This window comes from Neobacillus sp. Fa239, assembly GCF_055395235.1.
Window position 1 is genome coordinate 2,766,319 of sequence record NZ_AP041611.1, and the last position, 19,421, is coordinate 2,785,739.

Here is a 19,421-nt window from a genome sequence, read left to right on the forward strand (position 1 = left end):
CATGCTTGTGAAAGATCTGTACGAGGATTGTTTCCTTTTTGAAGAATCCACTTTGGCCCATTACATCCATCATTTATTAGCGGAGAAGAAAATTTCATTAGAGGACGACGCAGCCAATATAGACTTAGACCAAGCCAATCATCAGAAAGTAGCGGAAATGATTAAAAACAATCCATTAGGTATTCATAAGGTAGGCATCTACTCCTTAAAGGTGAATCAAAAGGCTTTTGTCTTTATCTATGCCAGCAGTCAGGAAGCGGCCATCCAATTCTATACCCATACATTTCATAAGCCCCCATTGAACTGCCACGAATATCCGCTAGATTGGGAGCTTACTAGAGGAAATGGTACGATTTCATTTCGTGATATGAAGAAGGAATTCGAGAGCTTCCCGGCGATAGCGGGATGGTTTATGAGAAGATGAACCTTAAAGGGAAACCAATGGATTACTGGTTTCCCTTTTTATTTAAACAAATAGCCATTCAAACAAGAGATGGAAAAATATCATTGGTCCTAAGTTGAATCTTTTCTTTCCTGTAAAATTTCCTGAATGATTTCGATATGTACGGAAGCCCAAGATTTTTCGTGAAAGTGAAGGATTACACTTGCGGTCAGTATGGTTATATAAATGAAAACAAAAAACACCCAAAGCCAGCTTCCATCTTTGAAAAGAAAATCCTGTAATTGTTTAGAAAATAAGAGTAAGAGCCATGGACCTGAGGATACGAGCAGTGGTATAATTCCTGATCCATTGTTTTCTTTAATCATGCAAAGATAGATTTTTTTAAGTGTGTCACTATCAATGGAATGATAAAATTTTAGAATTTCTTCCATTTCTTTCAATGCTTTTACAGAATGAAACGATTGCTCATTCCTTGACGCCTTTTTTAATTTTAAATAGATTTTATGAGCATCGCCACGTAATGAAAACATCTTTTCCTCCGAAAATAGAACTCATTACTAGAAGACTTTGCAAAAACCCCTTCATCTATTCATGGATTGGCCTATGCATGTCCAGTTAAGCGTCATTTTCACTTGATCCATCCCACCATCATTTACGTCTTTCTTTACACGTTGCCGCCGACTATTTACTTTTTATTTACAATTTTATCTCATATTTTTATAAGTTAACAAATTGGTTAAAATTGGGTAAATTCGAGAAATATCGACACACATTCAAAACGAGTTTTTTTATAATGAAAAAGCTTAAAGAAATTTTGGATAGAGGTGTTGAAAATGGGAACCGTGCTTCGAAATGCAGTCCAGTTAAAAAGGCAAACTTTAATAAATAAACTCATCAAAGTCGGCATTTATAAAAAAAATAACAAACATCTTTATGAATTAACTTTGAGCGATCTTGAAAAGGAGTATGAATTTATGAATCGTCTTGATCCTAATCTAAACGGAAAAGATTAAAATGAACCACTTATTTTGGAAAACTATATCAATCTATATTTTTAGAACATTTGTATGGAATGAGGAAAATGCAAATGTAAGAGCAAACAATTTAGCCTTTATATTCTAAATTGTTGAAGTCAGAAATTCATTGTAAAATCAAGAAAGAAATATATAAATTTCCAATCGAACCTAGTATAAGTGAGAAAACAATTGGAAAATGGATGAAAGTAAGGGATAACCGCCATAAAATGATTCCTCGGAAAACGAAAATAGGTTAAAAAGAGTACAACAGCTAGCTAAAGAACATTCGCTTACCGTGACCCAAGTAGTGTTGGGCTATCTATTATCGCAACCATTTTCGACAATTCCGATTGTCGGATGCTATACGAATGCACAATTGAATAATTGCTTACTAGCGGAAAATGTCCAATTCACAGAAGAACAAATTGAATATTTAGAGAAGGGTATTCCATTGTATTAAATTTTATTATGGTGCCTGTCACCGCCCTGTTCCTGTCGAATCTCATTCGACAGGAACAGGGCGGTGACAGGCACTTTTTTATTATGCAAATGAGTCTGCCCTATGGTGAAATTGAAAAAAGACGACTCCACATTCAAAAATTTGAACAAGAGTCGTCTTTTTTTATGGGACTGGCTAATGAAGAAGAAATAACGTCAGTTGTTCGGCGGCCTCCATTTTGACAGGGGGCTTTTTTATGCTTAAAAAATGCTTTTGTCCACACATCACAGCATTATAAAAATTTAATTTAGAAACGGTTGATCTTTAAGGGTTTAATCATCGATCTGAGGCAGACGATGTAAAAAACATCTCTCTCTCAAATCAAAAAAAAGGCAAGGGTGGAGTGTTCACAGTCTGTATAATTTAGGTATTTTAGGTAATTATACCATTGTTCTTATTTAAATAAATTGTCTTCAGGAGGGAATAAAGCACAAAGTGGTACAGTTCACCATCAGAATTCACTTCATATTGATTTTTCACAGTGTAAGGAGGGTATTTTCGTGAGTCGTTTTTTAAAGGCAACAGGTTCTGTTTTGTTGGCAAGTATGGTTATGGTTGGCTGTCAAACCAATAATAAACAGAACACTGCAAATAACGAGGTAAAAACAAAGAAATCCAACCAGGCAAATCAAGTAAAGGAAACAGGATTCCCAAATTGGGGTTATGACCTTCAACATACCCGACATGTGCCCTATAAAGAGATTACAAAAAGCAATGTAAAGAATTTGGGGATTGTTTGGCAGCAGGATATCATGGAATGGAATAAAGATGTTCCAAATTTACAAGAAGATTTCCCTGTCGTGCAAAACGGGGTCTTATATGTGACTAGTTCAAAAAATCATGTGTTTGCCATCAAAGCCGATAGCGGGAAGAAACTTTGGGATTGGACACCCCCTAAGGATGTACTTGATCATCTTAATAGTCTGCCATGGCAGTCCAACGTAGCAAGTAGAGGTGTCGCTGTGGCCAATGGAAATGTATATGTCTTAATGATAGACGACCGATTGGCCAAACTTGACGCGAAAACGGGAAAACTGATAAAAATGGTCAACTTTTGGGATTATGTTCCTTCCATAAAATTAGAAAACCGATACTATGAATCTTCGGCTCCAATGTATTATGATGGTAACATTTACGTTGGAAGCAGTGGTGGAGATAATGGTACACGAGGCTTCGTCATGGCGTTTAATGCAGATAGCCTCGAGCCACTTTGGAAAGAACCGTTTTGGACCATTCCTGAAAGAGGAAAGGGCTGGGTGAAGGGTAAATATACAGGTGGAGGCTCGGTATGGACACCGATGTCGTTCGATCCAGATACGGATATGATGTATTTTGCAGTGGGTAATCCAGCTCCTGACTTTAACGATGATGATCGAAAAGGGAAAAATCCCTATACCGATTCCATTGTTGCTTTGGATAGTAAAACGGGGAAATTGAAGTGGGCATCTTCAGAAGTTAATCACGATGTTTGGGATTATGACGCTGCCGCTACACCGATGGTTCTCCATACCGAGGTCGGCGGGAAAAAGCAGAAAATTGTAGTTGAGGGTGGAAAGAATGGGAAATGGTATGCATGGGATGCAAAAACTGGAAAAACCATTTATGATGGGGTACCGTTTGTAAAAATTCAACATTCAATACCACCGAAGGATAAGAATAAAGTTAAGCTTCAATGGCCGGGTACACCAGGTGGAGAAAGCTATGCCCCAGAGACTTATGATCCGGAAACCAACTATGTACTTATTCCGGGTATTAATAGTCCGAATTTAATGTTAGCAGCAAAAGACCGTAATGAGATTGCGAAAGATAACAATACCTTTCCTGGTACGAAGATACTTCCTTTACCAGCAAATATACATCCTTCTGGTAACATTACAGCTATTGACGTTAATACAGGGAAAAAAGTTTATCAATTCAACACCGACGATCCAATGTATGGTGGATTGACAAGTACTGCTTCAGGACTTGCTTTTTACGGGGAAGCGGACGGAACGGTGAATGCTCTTGATATTAGAAATGGAAAAGTATTATGGAGCATGAAAAGCGGAGGAAAACAAATCAAAATGGCTCCTTCCATTTATATGGTTGACGGCAAACAATTTGTCGCGGTGATTACAGGGGGAACAAGGGTTGTAGTTTATGGACTCGGCGGTAAGGAAAAGATCGCAGCCCCTAATGAAAATGCTAACTTACAAGGGCAAGCCGACGTGGTTGTTGACCCGCAAAAGATATACAAAGGAAGTTGTGTTTCTTGTCACGGGGATAATCTTCAAGGTGCAACGGCTCCAAATCTTCAACATATAGGTAAAACGATGTCCAAAGCAGAAATATTGAATCAAATCTTAAACGGCGGCGATCGTATGCCAGCCGGCCTAGTAAAAGGTGCAGATGCAGAAGCACTAGCGGAATGGTTATCCAAAAAGAAATAAAATGTTCGTGAGGATGTTTCCGCAACAGAGGCCCGTATTCTCTAAGCAATCCGAGTCCGATTTTGTCATTCGGACTCAGATTGTTTTAAGACATATAAATGAAAAATAAGGATGGTGGTAAAATGAGGATTTTGTCAAACTATACCATGCGATTCATCGGTGTCGCCTTATTCAGTTGCTTGCTCTTTTTCTTTGCTTCCCTTACTTTGGTCAGTGCTGAATCCCAAACAAATCAGGGCTTAGGTTCAATCGAAGATAACGGTATCAAGCTAACGATCAATGGATATTCCATCGTAAACCACGGTCAAAACATTAGGCTGCATTATACGATCCATTCCAATTCGAATATTCAAGTTAATCCTCATGCCACGAGCCTAATGGAAAGTCCGCATATTTGGATTGGACATACGTTAGTTCGTGAGAATTCCGATTCGTATAAGGAAGTAAGCAAAAACGAGTATAAAGGAACGATAGAAGCACAACTAAATCATTACAGACCCGAAAGTCCTAATATAACCTTTATTACACATGGGATATTGAATCAAAAGGGCCAATGGACAATTAGATTTATCCTTAATAACGCTGAAAATTAAAAAAACCTGAGTCCAACAACATTTGGACTCAGGTTTTGTTTATTCGATTCTTTTCAAATAACCCATTTGAAAAGAATCGATGTCGCGAGACTAATCCAAATGAGCAGGATGATAATCGCCGCTGTCCAATTTTTCCGCAGCCTTTTAGGGGCTTGGCTTGCTGATACCCGACATTCTTGCAATACATGATTCGGTATTAAAGAGAACGCTCCCCAAATACCCAAGGGAAGCAAAATGACTTCGTCCAAATAACCCAATACGGGAATCACATCTGGAATAAAATCGATCGGGCTTAATGCATAGGCGACGATTACGAGTGATAATGCTTTAGCATACCATGGTGTTTTCGGATGACGGTATGCAAGATACAAAATATAGATATATTGTTTTAGATTTTGTATGAATTCCTTCCATTTGTTTGGTAGCTTAATCATGTCGTTTCCTTCCCTCACTTTTTAATCAAGCAGTCTATCAACTTTTAGATTATTTTGCTTCAACATCACGATTTTAATCCGCGATTTGTTTTTCTAAAGGTTTTTTTCGAAATTTATATTCTCTGGACTACATTTCCACTTTTGAACTCCATCCCACCATAATTTGCGTCTTTCTTTACACTTTGCCGCCGACTATTTACTTTTTATTTACACTTTTTTCTCATATTTTTTTAAAGTTAACAAATTGGTTAAAATTGGTTAAATTCGAGAAATTTCAAGAGTAATTTCTCTTGAACGCATCTTAAACCTCCAGTATCGGGATTTATCGCCTACTATACACCATTCCATCAATGACCATTAAGGTTCTACCATCTTCCGTAAATCCACTATGACGGTTCAGATATTCCACAGGAATAACTTCCCCTGTTTTTTCATCGTAAAAAACCGTAAAGGCATCATCGGTCAAATAATCTCCATTTAAAATTGATCAACGTCTGGTATGGACTCACGATAATTAATATTGTAATCAATTTCAAACTTTCCTTCTTCATAGCTACAAAAAGACAATGTTAACACTCCATTCTTCTTTTCTTCGTATTTTTTTACATGTTTTTAGGAGTTATACAAAACTTAATGTGGGATTATAAGGGTGATTGATGAAAAACAATAAGGATGTAATTGGATTTATTTATGTATTAGGCACGCCGTTAGCGTTCATCCTAAGCCAGGACCAATGAAACTTGATCATTTAATGATGGCTGATGGCATGACTTCCAATCAATCTTGAGTTGAGATTTAAATTTGAGAGTAAAGACACTTTATCCTAGAGCATGTGCACACTATCCAAGAGAAATGAAGTTAGCAGAGAATACTGTATTTCACAAAGGGGGATAAGGATGAAGATTTTGGTCGGTGTCATCATGGGGAGCAAATCCGATTGGGAAACGATGAAGCACACTTGCGAAATTTTGGATCAGCTCGAAATTGCTTATGAAAAGAAAGTTGTTTCTGCCCACCGTACACCAGATTTGATGTTTAAATACGCAGAAGATGCAAGAGATAGAGGTATAAAAGTAATAATTGCGGGTGCAGGCGGCGCAGCACACCTTCCAGGAATGGTCGCGGCGAAGACCACTCTGCCGGTGATTGGCGTTCCTGTTCAATCAAGGGCGTTAAATGGATTGGACTCCTTGTTATCCATTGTCCAAATGCCAGGCGGGGTACCTGTAGCAACGGTTGCGATTGGGAATGCTGGAGCCACAAATGCTGGGCTTATGGCAGCGCAAATTTTAGCAGTTGAAGATATGGAACTTGCAAAAAAGCTAGAAAAAAGACGTGAGGCCATTAGAACAGAAGTCCTTGAAAGTAGTGAAGAGCTTGAATAACAAGATTATGCTCCAAACCATAACACAGAACCGCATTACGGAGAAAACGGAAATTCAGGACCAATTTGGATGACAACAGTGATGGAAAAGATCGGAGGATAAAAATATGATTGATCGCTATACTAGGCCGGAAATGGGTTCCATCTGGACCGAGCAGAATCGCTTTAATGCTTGGCTGGAGGTTGAAATCCTTGCCTGTGAAGCATGGGCGGAATTAGGGGAAATCCCGAAGGAGGATGTCAAAAAGCTGCGGGAAAATGCCTCCTTTAATATTCACCGGATTAAAGAGATTGAAGAAGAAACGAGACATGATGTTGTCGCCTTTACCCGTGCTGTTTCCGAAACGTTGGGAGAAGAGCGCAAATGGGTCCATTACGGCTTGACGTCAACAGATGTTGTTGATACCGCTCTGTCTTATGTATTAGTGCAGGCAAATGCCATTTTGCTGAAAGACATCGAAAACTTCATTGAGATTTTGAAAAATAAAGCGATGGAACATAAATCTACGGTGATGATGGGTCGCACACACGGTGTTCATGCCGAGCCGACAACCTTCGGGCTGAAACTAGCCCTTTGGCATGAGGAAATGAAACGGAACCTGGAGCAGTTCAAACAGGCAGCGGATGGCGTCCGGGTTGGGAAAATATCCGGTGCTGTCGGCACCTATGCCAATATAGACCCGTTTGTGGAGCAGTATGTCTGTGAAAAGCTTGGACTTGAGCGGGCGCCGATTTCCACCCAAACATTGCAGCGTGACCGCCATGCTCATTATATGGCTACTCTTGCTTTGATTGCGACTTCGATCGAAAAATTTGCCGTTGAGGTTCGCGGTCTGCAAAAAAGTGAAACACGCGAAGTGGAGGAATTTTTTGCAAAAGGGCAAAAGGGCTCTTCCGCCATGCCGCATAAACGAAACCCGATTGGATCAGAGAACATGACAGGAATGGCCCGAGTGTTAGCGGCTACATGCTGACTGCTTATGAAAATGTGCCGCTTTGGCATGAGCGAGATATCTCACATTCATCTGCTGAGCGGGTTATCCTGCCGGATGCTACGATTGCCCTAAACTACATGCTTAACCGCTTTGGCAACATTATTAAAAACTTGACGGTGTATCCGGAAAACATGAAGCGTAACATGGACCGCACGCTTGGTTTGATTTATTCGCAGCGCGTTCTTCTTGCCCTGATTGATAAGGGGCTGTCACGCGAAGAAGCGTATGATACAGTGCAGCCAAAGGCGATGGAGGCTTGGGAAAAACAGGTACCATTCCGCAGTTTGATTGAGGCTGAGGATAAAATCACATCATTGCTTACACCGAAAGAAATCGCCGATTGTTTTGATTATAACTACCATCTCAAACATGTAGATATGATTTTTGAGCGGTTAGGTTTGAAGGGGTAAGGAGAAATTATTTTGATTTTAGCCAGTGGTCATTATAAACTATGTCAAAAAGCACACATATTTTGTGTGCTTTTGGCAAAAAATTGAATGCCGTGTACGGTATCATCATTATTTTTAACATTTACGGGACAACAGGTTTGATTGTCCTTCTTTCTAATTTTCGTAGATGGTTCATTTTAAGTACAATTTGGTTGGATATGCCCCACTGAAACAGGCAATACAACGATTGCTAGTATCCGCAAGATTTACATCCACTGCTTTTAATAATCCATCAATACTTAAAAAGGCTAATGAATCCGCCCCAATTACCTGCCCCATTGCCCGTTCATGTTCATGCTTGTTGGCGAACAGCTCGTCTTTTGTAGGCATATCAATGCCATAAAAGCAAGGATTTTTAACCATTGGAGAACTAATTCTAACGTGCACCTCTTTAGCACCTGCCTGTCTGATCAAATCAACAATGCGCCGGCTTGTTGTTCCGCGGACAATTGAATCATCAACCAAAACCACCCTTTTTCCCTCGAGCACTTCTTGCACAGCACTTAATTTGAGGCGAACAGCTAAATCCCGCAATTCTTGGGTTGGTTCAATAAAGGATCTTCCGGCATAAGGATTTTTGATAATCCCCATTTCATAAGGAATTCCCGATTGCTGGGAGTACCCGAGAGCAGCAGGAACACTTGATTCAGGGACGGCTACCACCACATCCGCATCAATCGGATGTTCTTCGGCAAGAATTTGCCCTAATTCTTTGCGTAAGGCTAAAACGCTTCTCCCTTGGATCACACTATCAGGACGGGCGAAATATACAAATTCAAAAGAACAAAGCGAAACCTCGCCCATTTCAGCAAACCTTCCCGTTTTAACACCATTTTCATCAACCAGAAGCCACTCACCAGGCTCAACATCTCTCCAGAACTTGGCATTGACAGCATTTAAAGCACAAGTTTCCGAGGAGGCGACAATCGATTCGCCAATTTTGCCAAGGCTGAGCGGACGTAAACCATTACGGTCCAATCCGACTAACATTTGCTTTTGGGTCATGATTAGAACGGCAAAGGGGCCATCAAGCCGTTTAAGAACCTCGGGACCCGCTTCGGAAAAGTATTTTTTGCTGGATCTAGCGATTAAGTGGGCAATGATTTCCGTATCGGTGGTTGTTTGAAAGATAGCCCCCTGCTGCTGAAGTACTTTTTGCTCAATCCTTGCGTTCACAAGGTTCCCATTATGGGCGACAGCTAAATCACCTTCGCTGTACTTAAAAACAAGTGGTTGGGCATTCTGTAGCAGGCTTGCACCGGAAGTGGAATAACGAACATGGCCAATCGCCATATGGCCAATCAGTCCATCGAGAGTATTCCGGGAAAAAACTTGGTTTACTAACCCCATTCCCCGGTGATGTCGAAACGACTTTCCATCGCTGACTACGATTCCAGCACTTTCCTGTCCACGGTGCTGGAGGGCATGAAGCCCATAATAAGTTAAATCTGCTGCTTTCGGGTGGTTGAATATGCCAAAGACCCCACATTTTTCTCTCATTTCAGAATCCATTTTTCCATCTCCCAGTCATTTTTCATCTTTTATTTTTGGGCGATAGTTAAATTCCTATCCTATTAAATTTTCTAATCTGAAAAAATTACGAAGGTTTTGGAATTTTAAAAAGTAAAAAGGTAGAACAGAGGTTAACATAATTGAAGAGTTTCTCTAAGGAGGAGGGCTACATGAAAGTTATTAAACCCGGTTCGACCATTGGTATCCTGGGAGGTGGGCAGCTAGGAAGAATGATTGCGATTGCCGGAAGAAATATGGGGTATCGGTTCATTACTTTGGATCCGACAACTGATTCACCATGCGGACAAGCCGCCGACCGCCAAATTATCGCTTCCTACTCAGACCTCGATGCTGCAAAGGAATTGGCCAATTCATCCGATGTCATTACATATGAGTTTGAGAATGTCGATGCGCATGTAGCAGCGGTTTTGCAAGATACAGCGTTTGTGCCGCAAGGAAGTGAACTTCTAAAAACCACCCAAAACCGAGTCCGTGAAAAGTCTACGTTGCAGTCCCATGGGCTGCCTGTGGCTCCATTTCTGGTCATCGAAACAGAAAATGATATAGGCACTGCTGCCCAACGATTCGGCTTTCCATTTGTCATGAAAACGGCAGAAGGCGGCTATGACGGAAAAGGCCAATGGGTGATAAGAAGTCATGATGAAATTTCAAGTGCAGTAGAGACCTGGAAAAAAGCAGACAAGGACATGATCATTGAAAAATTTATTCCCTTTAGCAAGGAAATGTCCGTAATCGTAGCAAGAAATATACAAGGGGAGGCAAAAACATTCCCTCCTGCAGAAAATATTCATATCAATAATATTCTTCACCAGTCGATTGTCCCGGCGAGGATAACGGCAGAGCAAAAGCGTGAAGCGGAAGCCCTTGCGATAAAAATAGCAGAATCTTTACAAGTCGTAGGCTTGATTGCCATTGAGATGTTTCTTACGGAAGAGGGAGAAATTCTGGTCAATGAATTGGCACCGAGACCCCATAATTCCGGACATTACTCCATGGATGCCTGCATCACTTCCCAATTTGAGCAGCATATTCGGGCCATTTGCGGATTGCCGCTTGGGGATACATCCCTTTTAAGCCCGATTATAATGGTTAATATTTTAGGCCAGCATTTAAGCAAAGTGGTAGATAAAATCGAAAAGCTTCCTCCAACAACCAAATTGCATTTGTATGGAAAAAAAGAGGCAAAAGAAAATAGGAAAATGGGCCATATTAATTTTTTAGGTTCCACAATCGATGATTTAGTTAAACAAATCCAAGATCTTCAGATTTGGAATTGAAATTGGAAAGGAGAGAAAAAAGTGGAAAAATTAGAACAGCTTTACGAAGGTAAAGCTAAAAAAGTATTCAAAACATCCGATCCGGAAAAATACTGGATTGAGTATAAAGATGATGCCACGGCCTTTAATGGGGAGAAAAAAGGAACAATAGAGGGAAAAGGAACAATGAATAACGAAATCAGTTCCATTTTCCTTGGCTTGCTTACGGAGAAAGGAATGGAAAATCATTTTATCGAAAAAATTTCAGCCAGAGAGCAGCTGGTTCAAAAAGTCGTGATTATTCCGATTGAAGTTGTCGTCCGTAACATTGCGGCAGGTTCGCTTGCTAAACGATTGGGATGGGAGGAGGGAAATGAACTTCCGAAAGCCATAGTGGAATTCTACTATAAAAATGATGAGCTGAACGACCCTTTTATTAACAATGACCATGTTTCTGTTCTAGGCCTTGCTTCAGGATCGGAATTAACGGAAATTCGTAATCAGGCACTCCAAATCAATGAAATCCTAAAAGCTTTTCTAGTAAATAAAGAAATCATTTTGGTTGATTTTAAACTGGAATTTGGCAGGACTTCAACAGGAAAAATCATTTTAGCTGATGAAATCTCACCGGATACCTGCCGATTTTGGGATGCAAATACGAAAGAGAAGCTGGATAAAGACCGCTTCCGAAGAGACATGGGACATGTCGAAGAAGCCTATCAAGAAATTTTACAAAGAATTGGAGGCAGTTTAGGTGTATAAGGCAACGGTGTATGTAACATTACGGGAAAGTGTGTTGGATCCACAAGGGAATGCAGTTCAACAATCTCTGCATTCCCTTGGTTATGGGGAAGTGGGGGATGTTCGGATAGGCAAGTATATGGAACTGGAAATCAATAATGAGGACCAACAGATGGCTGAACAACGAGTCAAGGACATGTGCGAGAAACTGCTGGCAAACACGGTAATTGAAGATTATCGATTTGAGGTAGCAAAAGTATGACGAGAAGGGAGTGCTAAAAGTTGAATTTTGCTGTTCTGGTATTTCCTGGTTCGAACTGTGATGTTGATATGTATAAGGCTGTTTTAGATACGATTGAACAATCTGTTGAATACGTGTGGCATTTGGAATCAGACCTTTCAAAATACGATGCCATCCTAGTGCCGGGCGGTTTTTCTTACGGCGATTATTTGCGTCCGGGGGCTGTGGCCAGTCTTTCTCCTGTCATGGAGGAAGTGAAAATGGCAGCGGAGGAGGGCAAGTTAGTTTTGGGCGTATGCAACGGATTTCAAATTCTAACGGAAGCAGGCTTACTTCCAGGGGCGCTGCGAAGAAATCAGCGGTTAAAGTTCCATTGTGAAACAATCAGTTTAAAAGTGGAAAACAACCAAACCCCTTTTACATTAGAGTATCGGGAAGGCGAAAAAATCCGTATCCCAATCGCCCATGGAGACGGGAACTATTATTGTGATGAAGAAACATTGAACCGGCTGGAAAAAAATAATCAGATTGTTTTTAGATATGAGGGTACCAATCCAAATGGTTCGATTGCTGAAATTGCCGGAGTGATCAATGAAAGAGGAAATGTTTTAGGATTAATGCCCCATCCTGAGCGCGCCGTCCACAAATGGCTTGGAACAGATGATGGCAAACGGATGTTTTCATCTATTTTAAGTTATTGGAGGAAACAAAATGGAACAGCATAGAGAGCCGACTCCTGAGCAAATTTCAGAACAAAGAATTTATCGGGAAATGGGATTGACCGAAGAGGAATTTGAAAAAGTAGTGCAAATCCTTGGCCGAAAACCAAATTATACGGAAACTGGCATCTTTAGTGTGATGTGGTCCGAGCATTGCAGCTATAAAAATTCCAAGGTGGTATTAAAGAGATTTCCCACCACAGGCCCTCATGTTCTGCAAGGCCCCGGAGAAGGAGCCGGTATTGTGGATATAGGGGACAATCAAGCAGTCGTTTTTAAAATCGAAAGCCACAATCATCCATCTGCCATCGAGCCTTATCAAGGAGCGGCGACTGGTGTTGGAGGAATTATTCGTGATGTTTTCTCTATGGGTGCCCGCCCCATTGCTCTACTAAATTCATTGCGTTTTGGGGAACTAGATAATCCGAAAACCAAATATCTATTTGAAAATGTGGTCGCAGGAATCGCCGGATATGGTAATTGCATGGGAATTCCTACTGTTGGGGGAGAGGTTTATTTTGATGCCTCCTATGAAGGAAATCCGCTCGTTAATGCCATGTGTGTGGGTTTAATCAATCATGATGAAATTCAAAAAGGCTTGGCGAAGGGTATCGATAATCCTGTCATTTATGTCGGAGCTGCTACAGGAAGAGATGGTATCCACGGGGCAACATTTGCCTCAGAAGAATTAAGTGAGAATTCAGAAGCTAAACGACCAGCGGTCCAAGTGGGCGATCCATTTATGGAAAAATTGCTGCTCGAGGCAACGTTAGAACTCATTGCATCAGGTCATGTGGTTGGCATACAGGATATGGGCGCGGCAGGCTTGACAAGCTCAAGCTCGGAAATGGCCAGTAAAGCAGGAAATGGGATTGAGTTGAATCTCGACCTTGTTCCGCAGCGTGAAAAGGGCATGAGTGCATATGAAATGATGCTTTCGGAATCGCAAGAACGGATGCTGGTTGTGGCGAAGAAGGGAAAAGAGAAGGAAGTAGAAAAGATTTTTGATAAATGGGGTCTTCATTCTGCTGTCATAGGAAAAGTGACAAATGATAACATGCTCCGCTTGCTTCACATGGGTGAAGTCGTGGTGGATATTCCCGCAGACAAACTGGCGGAGGATGCACCGGTCTATTGTAAGCCATCAAAAGAAGCGGCCTATTATGAAAAATTTTCTTCGGTGGACCATGTAGCGGCAATTGAAGAACCAAATGATTATAATTTTGTTCTCCGGCAGCTTTTGGCATCCCCTACAATCGCGAGCAAGGAATGGATCTATCAGCAGTATGACTATATGGTCAGAACCAATACCGCCGTTATACCGGGGTCTGATGCTGCCGTTGTCGCCATCCGCGGGACCCGGAAGGCATTGGCGATGACGACAGATTGTAACGGGAGGTATGTCTATCTCGATCCGTATGCAGGAGGAGCCATCGCGGTCGCCGAAGCAGCAAGAAATGTGGTTTGTTCAGGGGCAGAGCCTTTGGCGATTACCGACAATTTAAACTTTGGCAGCCCGGAGAAACCGGAAATCTTCTGGCAATTTGAAAAGGCCGCAGACGGAATCAGCGAAGCGTGCAGACAGCTGAATACCCCGGTCATTGGAGGGAATGTAAGCCTTTATAATGAAACAAAAGGGGAAGCGATTTTTCCAACGCCAACGATTGGAATGGTCGGGCTAATTAAAGATGTCGATCATATCACCACTCAAGAATTTAAAAAAGAGGGGGATTCGATTTTCTTAATAGGTGAAACAAAAGCTGAAATAGGAGGTTCTGAGTATCAAAAATTAAGGACAGGGAAGACGGAAGGCCGTCCACCGGAAATCAATCTTGAATTGGAGAAGAAGGTTCAGGCTTTTACACTTAGAGTGATTCAAGAAGGGTTTGTACAATCTGCACATGACACAGCAGAAGGGGGGCTCGCTGTGGCTATTGCCGAAAGCTGTATCTGCGGGAATCTGGGAGCAGAAATTCAAGTAACAGATGAACATCGAACGGATTTTAGCTTGTTCAGTGAATCCCAATCTCGCATTGTTCTTTCTATTTCACCTGAACACGCTGGAAAAATAAGTGAGATAGCCAAAGAAATGAATGTTCCAATAAGAGAAATCGGGATAGTAAAAGGAACAGATTTAACCATTCATCATAATGGTACAAGAGTAATCTCACAGTCGATATACGACTTAGAAAGGTTTTGGCGGAAGGCCATTCCGGAGATTATGGCCGGAGCTTTGAAGAACGTCAATATGCAAGAAATATCAGCAAGTTTACCGTAAAGGAGTGGGGCGAATGAGCGATTCATACCGCGAGGCTGGCGTCGATATAGACGCGGGAAATGAAGCCGTTGAACGAATGAAAAAACATGTAAAAAGGACCTTCCGTCCTGAAGTTTTATCCGGATTAGGAGGATTTGGAGCGCTTTTTAAGCCAAATTTAAAGGAATTACAGGAGCCGGTTTTTGTTTCTGGTACGGATGGGGTCGGTACAAAATTAAAAATTGCCTTTGCGATGGATAAGCACGATACCATTGGAATCGACGCTGTTGCCATGTGTGTGAATGATGTCATCGTCCAAGGGGCCGAGCCCCTTTTTTTTCTAGACTACATTGCCTGCGGGAAGATTATCCCTGAAAAAATTGAAGCGATTGTAAATGGGATAGCCGAAGGCTGCGTACAAGCAGGTTGTGCACTTATTGGCGGTGAAACCGCTGAAATGCCTGGGATGTATCAGGACGGCGAGTATGATATTGCAGGATTTACCGTGGGAATGGTCGATCAAAATCAACTGATTGATGGAACTGAAATTAGCGAAGGGCATGAGCTGATTGGCATTGCTTCAAGCGGTGTACATAGTAATGGGTTTTCACTTGTTCGAAAGGTTTTATTGGAGGATGCCAGGTTTTCATTAGAGGATTATGTGGAAGAATTGGGGTTTACTTTAGGAGAAGTATTACTGCAGCCAACCAAGATTTATGTGAAATCCGTCCTCTCCATTTTGAAGGAATTTCCTGTTTATGGGATAGTACATATAACTGGTGGAGGGTTTTACGATAACATTCCGCGAATCCTTCCTGAAGGCCACCAGGTTGAAATAAAGGATGGGTCATGGGAAGTGCCGAAGATTTTTTCGATGATCCAACAAGCGGGTAAAATTTCGGATTTTGATATGTTTCGGACATTTAACATGGGAATTGGCATGATTTTATTCGTGGATTCTTCAGATGTCGGGGCCATTTTATCGCACCTGCAATCATTGGGTGAAAATGCTTTTCATATTGGAACAGTAAAAAAAGGTGTGGAAAATGTAGTTTTCAAGAAGGAATTACGATGAAAATTGCCGTTTTTGCATCAGGAACCGGTACAAATTTTGCTGCAATCCTAAAATCAATGGAATCAAAAAAATTGATTAACGTTGAAATCGTTCTATTAGTCAGTGATAATCCCGAAGCTCTGGCAGTCCGGAGAGCAAAGGATGTACAAATTCCGACCTTTACCTTTAAAGTGAAGGATTATCCCAATAAACAAGCCTATGAAGAAGAGGTTTTAGAAAAATTAAGACAAAGGGATGTAGATTTCATCGTATTGGCTGGGTATATGAGACTCCTGGGTCATGTACTGTTGCATGCTTACGAAGGAAAAATCATTAACGTTCACCCATCCTTGCTGCCCGCATTTAAAGGAAAAGATGCGATTGGCCAAGCCTTCGACTATGGGGTAAAGGTCACCGGGGTAACCGTTCATTATGTGGATGAGGGCATGGATACCGGTCCAATCATTGCCCAGCAGGCTATCAGGATTGATGCAGAAGATACGAGACAATCACTAATGAAAAAGATTCAAGAGATTGAGCACAAATTATTGCCAGAAGTAATCCAAAGTCTTGCCAATAAGGAGGAATTCAAATGAGAAGGGCGCTTATTAGTGTTTCGGATAAATCCGGAATTTTGGAATTTGCGAAGGAACTTGAAAATCTTGGGGTTGAAATTATCTCTACAGGCGGGACGGCAAAATTACTAAAAGAAAATGATGTGTTGGTAACAGGAATATCTGAGGTTACGGGTTTTCCGGAAATATTGGATGGGCGGGTAAAAACCCTTCATCCGAATATTCATAGTGGCCTCTTGGCGATTCGGGACAAGGATGAACACATGAAACAAATCGAAGAATTGGGAATTCAGCCGATTGATTTGGTGGTTGTAAATCTGTATCCATTTAAAGAAACAATCTCGAAACCCGATGTATCCTACGAGGAAGCGATTGAAAACATTGATATCGGAGGCCCGACGATGCTGCGTTCTGCCGCCAAAAATCATGAATTTGTAACAGTCGTTGTGGATGCATCAGATTACCCTCTTGTTCTCGAGGAAATGAAAAATGGGGATGTAACGATTGAAACAAAAAGGCGGCTCGCAGCGAAGGTGTTTCGCCATACAGCCGCCTATGATGCTTTGATTTCTGAATATTTATCGAAACAAGCCGGGGATGAATGGCCTGAGCAATATACGGTTACATACGAAAAGGCGCAAGATTTACGATATGGGGAAAACCCTCACCAAAAAGCGGCCTTTTACCGAAAACCGTTGGGACAGGCTGGGACCGTGTCAACTGCAGAACAATTGCATGGAAAGGAATTGTCCTACAATAACATTAATGATGCCGATGCAGCGTTACGTATGGTAAGGGAATTTGATCAACCCGCAGTTGTCGCAGTAAAGCATACCAACCCATGCGGGGTCGGGATTGGAAATTCCATCTTCGATGCCTACCAAAAGGCATATGAATCCGATCCGGTATCAATTTTTGGAGGAATCATCGCAGCAAATAGGCCTATCGATAGGACAACGGCAGAAAAAATGAAGGAAATATTCCTTGAAATCATCATGGCACCTGATTTTGACACGGAAGCACTGGATTTGTTAAAACAAAAGAAAAACCTTCGTTTACTCAAACTGGGAAACCTTCAACAAAAAGCAGAACCAGAAAAGTTTCTTTCCTCTGTTTCCGGTGGAGTGCTAATTCAGGACGAAGATGTAAAACAAATCAGTGCTGATGACCTTCAGGTTGTAACGAAAAGAAAGCCGACAAAAGAAGAGGTGGAACAGCTTCTCTTTGCCTGGAAAGTAGTCAAACATGTAAAGTCTAATGCGATTGTGTTGACAAAGGATTTTCAAACGATCGGTGTCGGAGCGGGGCAGATGAATCGAATTGGTTCTGCAAGAATTGCCATAGAACAAGCTGGAGACAAAGCAAACGGGTCCTTTCTTGCTTCAGATGCATTCTTCCCAATGTCTGACACAGTTGAGGAAGCAGCTCGTGCAGGAATTACCGCAATCATTCAGCCAGGTGGTTCGATTCGAGATGAAGAATCGATTGAGGCCGCGGATAAGCATGGAATTGCCATGGTCTTTACAGGGGTAAGGCATTTTAAACACTAGGAGGTCAAAGTGAAATGAAAGTTTTGGTTGTAGGTGGAGGCGGCCGTGAACATGCGATTGTTTGGAAATTTTCTCAAAGTCCCAAAATAAACCGAATTTATTGTGCTCCAGGGAATCCAGGGATTGCAAAATTGGCGGAGTGTGTGCCTATTTCTGTCTCCAATAGTAAGGAGTTGGCCGATTTTGTCAAGCAGGAGAAAATTGACCTGACCTTTGTGGGCCCCGAGGAACCGCTTTTGAATGGGATTGTCGATTATTTTAAACAGGAAGGTTTAGCGGTATATGGACCATTAAAGGAAGCCGCTATGATTGAAGGAAGTAAAGCCTTTGCTAAGGAATTGATGGAGAAATACGGTATTCCTACAGCTAAATATGCTTCTTTTACTAGCTATGAGTCTGCACTCGCCTATGTACGTAAGGAAGGAGCACCCATCGTCATAAAGGCGGACGGATTGGCTGCTGGTAAAGGGGTGGTTGTGGCAGTAAACCTGGAAGAAGCGGAAGAAGCACTCCAAAATATGATGGTAGAAACCTCATTTGGCTCTGCAGGAGCTAGGGTGGTCGTGGAGGAGTATTTAGAAGGCGAAGAAATGACGTTGCTCGCATTTGTCCATGGTACAACAGTAAAACCCATGGTCCCTGCACAGGATCATAAGCCTGTCTTTGATGGAGACAAGGGACCAAACACAGGGGGGATGGGTACCTATGCTCCTTTGCCTCAGATTGATTATTCTGTGGAGAATCGGATTATCCAAGAAATAATCAAACCTACTGCAAAAGCCATGGCTGCAGAAGGACATCCTTTTGAAGGGGTGCTGTATACAGGTCTTATGTTGACAAATAATGGGCCGAAAGTGATTGAATATAATGCCCGCTTTGGGGATCCGGAAACGCAGGTTGTTCTTCCCCTTTTAGAGACGGACTTGCTTGAAATAGTAATAGCAAGCATTTCAGGAGAATTAGAAAATGTAGAGTTGAAATGGAAAGACCAATCAGCTGTATGCGTCATATTGGCGTCTGCCGGTTATCCAGGCCCATACGAAAAAGGCAGAGTTATAAACGGGTTGGATCAAGTAACCCCTGGTACAATGGTATATCATGCCGGAACCACTCAAAAGGATGGCAAAATCCATACAAATGGGGGACGAGTTCTTGGAATAACAGCAATCGCAGATAATGCACAACAAGCTAGAGGATTGGCGTATCAGGCTGTAAAGAAGATATCTTTTGAAGGCGCACATTATCGTACAGATATAGGATCAAAAGCTCTTTTGAAACCTATATGATTAATTT

The 19,421-nt window shown here is 41.6% G+C and carries 18 protein-coding genes and 2 pseudogenes; 16 read left to right on the top strand and 4 right to left on the bottom strand.

Translation table 11 applies throughout. From position 1 onward, the window contains the following. The first annotated feature begins 1 nt into the window (after nt 1). The gene (locus ACZ5XR_RS13315) at nt 2–424 is read left to right on the top strand and encodes a hypothetical protein (protein ID WP_464502100.1); all 423 of its coding nucleotides are present in this window, start codon (nt 2–4) and stop codon (nt 422–424) included. 89 nt (nt 425–513) lie between these two features. Here ACZ5XR_RS13315 and ACZ5XR_RS13320 read toward each other — a convergent pair whose 3' ends face one another. Continuing rightward, nucleotides 514–933, bottom strand: a complete 420-nt coding sequence (locus tag ACZ5XR_RS13320; protein WP_464502101.1) for a hypothetical protein — start codon at nt 931–933, stop codon at nt 514–516. A 303-nt stretch (nt 934–1,236) separates the two neighbouring features. Between ACZ5XR_RS13320 and ACZ5XR_RS13325 the strand changes: the two genes are divergently transcribed. The 4 genes and pseudogenes from ACZ5XR_RS13325 (at nt 1,237) to ACZ5XR_RS13340 (ending at nt 4,940) form a co-directional block, all read left to right on the top strand. Continuing rightward, the gene (locus ACZ5XR_RS13325) at nt 1,237–1,416 is read left to right on the top strand and encodes a Fur-regulated basic protein FbpA (RefSeq protein WP_464502102.1); all 180 of its coding nucleotides are present in this window, start codon (nt 1,237–1,239) and stop codon (nt 1,414–1,416) included. 250 nt (nt 1,417–1,666) lie between these two features. Next, nucleotides 1,667–1,879 (top strand): annotated as a pseudogene (locus ACZ5XR_RS13330) (aldo/keto reductase); the annotation flags it as partial. Nucleotides 1,880–2,418: 539 nt separating this feature from the next. Then, nucleotides 2,419–4,347, top strand: a complete 1,929-nt coding sequence (locus tag ACZ5XR_RS13335; RefSeq protein ID WP_464502103.1) for an outer membrane protein assembly factor BamB family protein — start codon at nt 2,419–2,421, stop codon at nt 4,345–4,347. Nucleotides 4,348–4,469: 122 nt separating this feature from the next. After that, a complete protein-coding gene (locus tag ACZ5XR_RS13340) occupies nt 4,470–4,940 on the top strand; it encodes a hypothetical protein (protein ID WP_464502104.1) in 471 nt (156 codons plus the stop codon). A gap of 53 nt (nt 4,941–4,993) precedes the next feature. Here ACZ5XR_RS13340 and ACZ5XR_RS13345 read toward each other — a convergent pair whose 3' ends face one another. Together ACZ5XR_RS13345 and ACZ5XR_RS13350 are read right to left on the bottom strand one after the other, a co-directional pair. Next, on the bottom strand, nt 4,994–5,374 hold the full coding sequence (locus ACZ5XR_RS13345; RefSeq protein ID WP_464502105.1) for a YkvA family protein: 381 nt from the start codon (nt 5,372–5,374) through the stop codon (nt 4,994–4,996). Between the two features lie 322 nt (nt 5,375–5,696). After that, nucleotides 5,697–5,840 (bottom strand): hypothetical protein, encoded by a 144-nt coding sequence (locus ACZ5XR_RS13350; protein WP_464502106.1) that lies wholly within the window; start codon nt 5,838–5,840, stop codon nt 5,697–5,699. 430 nt (nt 5,841–6,270) lie between these two features. On the opposite strand from ACZ5XR_RS13350, the gene purE reads away from it, so the two are divergent. Continuing rightward, nucleotides 6,271–6,759, top strand: a complete 489-nt coding sequence (purE, locus tag ACZ5XR_RS13355; protein WP_464502107.1) for a 5-(carboxyamino)imidazole ribonucleotide mutase — start codon at nt 6,271–6,273, stop codon at nt 6,757–6,759. 106 nt (nt 6,760–6,865) lie between these two features. Next, nucleotides 6,866–8,163 (top strand): annotated as a pseudogene (purB, locus tag ACZ5XR_RS13360) (adenylosuccinate lyase). A gap of 171 nt (nt 8,164–8,334) precedes the next feature. Here purB and purF read toward each other — a convergent pair. Continuing rightward, the gene (gene purF, locus ACZ5XR_RS13365; RefSeq protein WP_464502307.1) at nt 8,335–9,729 is read right to left on the bottom strand and encodes an amidophosphoribosyltransferase; all 1,395 of its coding nucleotides are present in this window, start codon (nt 9,727–9,729) and stop codon (nt 8,335–8,337) included. Between the two features lie 155 nt (nt 9,730–9,884). On the opposite strand from purF, the gene purK reads away from it, so the two are divergent. Genes purK through purD form a run of 9 tightly spaced genes read left to right on the top strand, consistent with a single transcriptional unit; the run spans nt 9,885 to nt 19,414 of the window. Next, the gene (gene purK / locus ACZ5XR_RS13370; RefSeq protein ID WP_464502108.1) at nt 9,885–11,012 is read left to right on the top strand and encodes a 5-(carboxyamino)imidazole ribonucleotide synthase; all 1,128 of its coding nucleotides are present in this window, start codon (nt 9,885–9,887) and stop codon (nt 11,010–11,012) included. Between the two features lie 21 nt (nt 11,013–11,033). Then, nucleotides 11,034–11,753, top strand: a complete 720-nt coding sequence (gene purC, locus ACZ5XR_RS13375; protein WP_464502109.1) for a phosphoribosylaminoimidazolesuccinocarboxamide synthase — start codon at nt 11,034–11,036, stop codon at nt 11,751–11,753. Next, nucleotides 11,746–11,994 (top strand): phosphoribosylformylglycinamidine synthase subunit PurS, encoded by a 249-nt coding sequence (purS, locus tag ACZ5XR_RS13380; protein WP_464502110.1) that lies wholly within the window; start codon nt 11,746–11,748, stop codon nt 11,992–11,994. The genes purC and purS overlap by 8 nt, the downstream gene beginning before the upstream one ends. 20 nt (nt 11,995–12,014) lie before the next feature. Next, entirely contained in the window at nt 12,015–12,698 is a 684-nt protein-coding gene (gene purQ / locus ACZ5XR_RS13385; RefSeq protein ID WP_464502111.1) for a phosphoribosylformylglycinamidine synthase subunit PurQ, read from the top strand. After that, nucleotides 12,685–14,970, top strand: coding sequence for a phosphoribosylformylglycinamidine synthase subunit PurL (gene purL, locus ACZ5XR_RS13390; protein ID WP_464502112.1), 2,286 nt, complete (start codon nt 12,685–12,687; stop codon nt 14,968–14,970). Before purQ ends, purL begins: the two co-directional genes overlap by 14 nt. Before the next feature lie 13 nt (nt 14,971–14,983). After that, nucleotides 14,984–16,024 carry a phosphoribosylformylglycinamidine cyclo-ligase gene (gene purM / locus ACZ5XR_RS13395; RefSeq protein ID WP_464502113.1) on the top strand — a complete coding sequence of 347 codons (1,041 nt, stop codon included), beginning with the start codon at nt 14,984–14,986 and terminating at the stop codon, nt 16,022–16,024. After that, the gene (gene purN / locus ACZ5XR_RS13400) at nt 16,021–16,599 is read left to right on the top strand and encodes a phosphoribosylglycinamide formyltransferase (protein WP_464502114.1); all 579 of its coding nucleotides are present in this window, start codon (nt 16,021–16,023) and stop codon (nt 16,597–16,599) included. The genes purM and purN overlap by 4 nt, the downstream gene beginning before the upstream one ends. Then, a complete protein-coding gene (gene purH, locus ACZ5XR_RS13405; RefSeq protein ID WP_464502308.1) occupies nt 16,590–18,128 on the top strand; it encodes a bifunctional phosphoribosylaminoimidazolecarboxamide formyltransferase/IMP cyclohydrolase in 1,539 nt (512 codons plus the stop codon). The genes purN and purH overlap by 10 nt, the downstream gene beginning before the upstream one ends. Nucleotides 18,129–18,142: 14 nt before the next feature. Continuing rightward, on the top strand, nt 18,143–19,414 hold the full coding sequence (gene purD, locus ACZ5XR_RS13410; protein ID WP_464502115.1) for a phosphoribosylamine--glycine ligase: 1,272 nt from the start codon (nt 18,143–18,145) through the stop codon (nt 19,412–19,414). Nucleotides 19,415–19,421: the final 7 nt, after the last annotated feature.

Bases quoted from the DNA above. Each gene is read 5' to 3' on its own strand.
- ACZ5XR_RS13320 (WP_464502101.1), bottom strand. From the start codon at position 933: ATGTTTTCATTACGTGGCGATGCTCATAAAATCTATTTAAAATTAAAA.
- ACZ5XR_RS13325 (WP_464502102.1), top strand. From the start codon at position 1,237: ATGGGAACCGTGCTTCGAAATGCAGTCCAGTTAAAAAGGCAAACTTTA.
- purE (WP_464502107.1), top strand. From the start codon at position 6,271: ATGAAGATTTTGGTCGGTGTCATCATGGGGAGCAAATCCGATTGGGAA.
- purD (WP_464502115.1), top strand. From the start codon at position 18,143: ATGAAAGTTTTGGTTGTAGGTGGAGGCGGCCGTGAACATGCGATTGTT.
- ACZ5XR_RS13345 (WP_464502105.1), bottom strand. From the start codon at position 5,374: ATGATTAAGCTACCAAACAAATGGAAGGAATTCATACAAAATCTAAAA.
- ACZ5XR_RS13315 (WP_464502100.1), top strand. From the start codon at position 2: ATGCTTGTGAAAGATCTGTACGAGGATTGTTTCCTTTTTGAAGAATCC.
- purK (WP_464502108.1), top strand. From the start codon at position 9,885: ATGAAAGTTATTAAACCCGGTTCGACCATTGGTATCCTGGGAGGTGGG.
- ACZ5XR_RS13340 (WP_464502104.1), top strand. From the start codon at position 4,470: ATGAGGATTTTGTCAAACTATACCATGCGATTCATCGGTGTCGCCTTA.
- purM (WP_464502113.1), top strand. From the start codon at position 14,984: ATGAGCGATTCATACCGCGAGGCTGGCGTCGATATAGACGCGGGAAAT.
- purN (WP_464502114.1), top strand. From the start codon at position 16,021: ATGAAAATTGCCGTTTTTGCATCAGGAACCGGTACAAATTTTGCTGCA.
- purL (WP_464502112.1), top strand. From the start codon at position 12,685: ATGGAACAGCATAGAGAGCCGACTCCTGAGCAAATTTCAGAACAAAGA.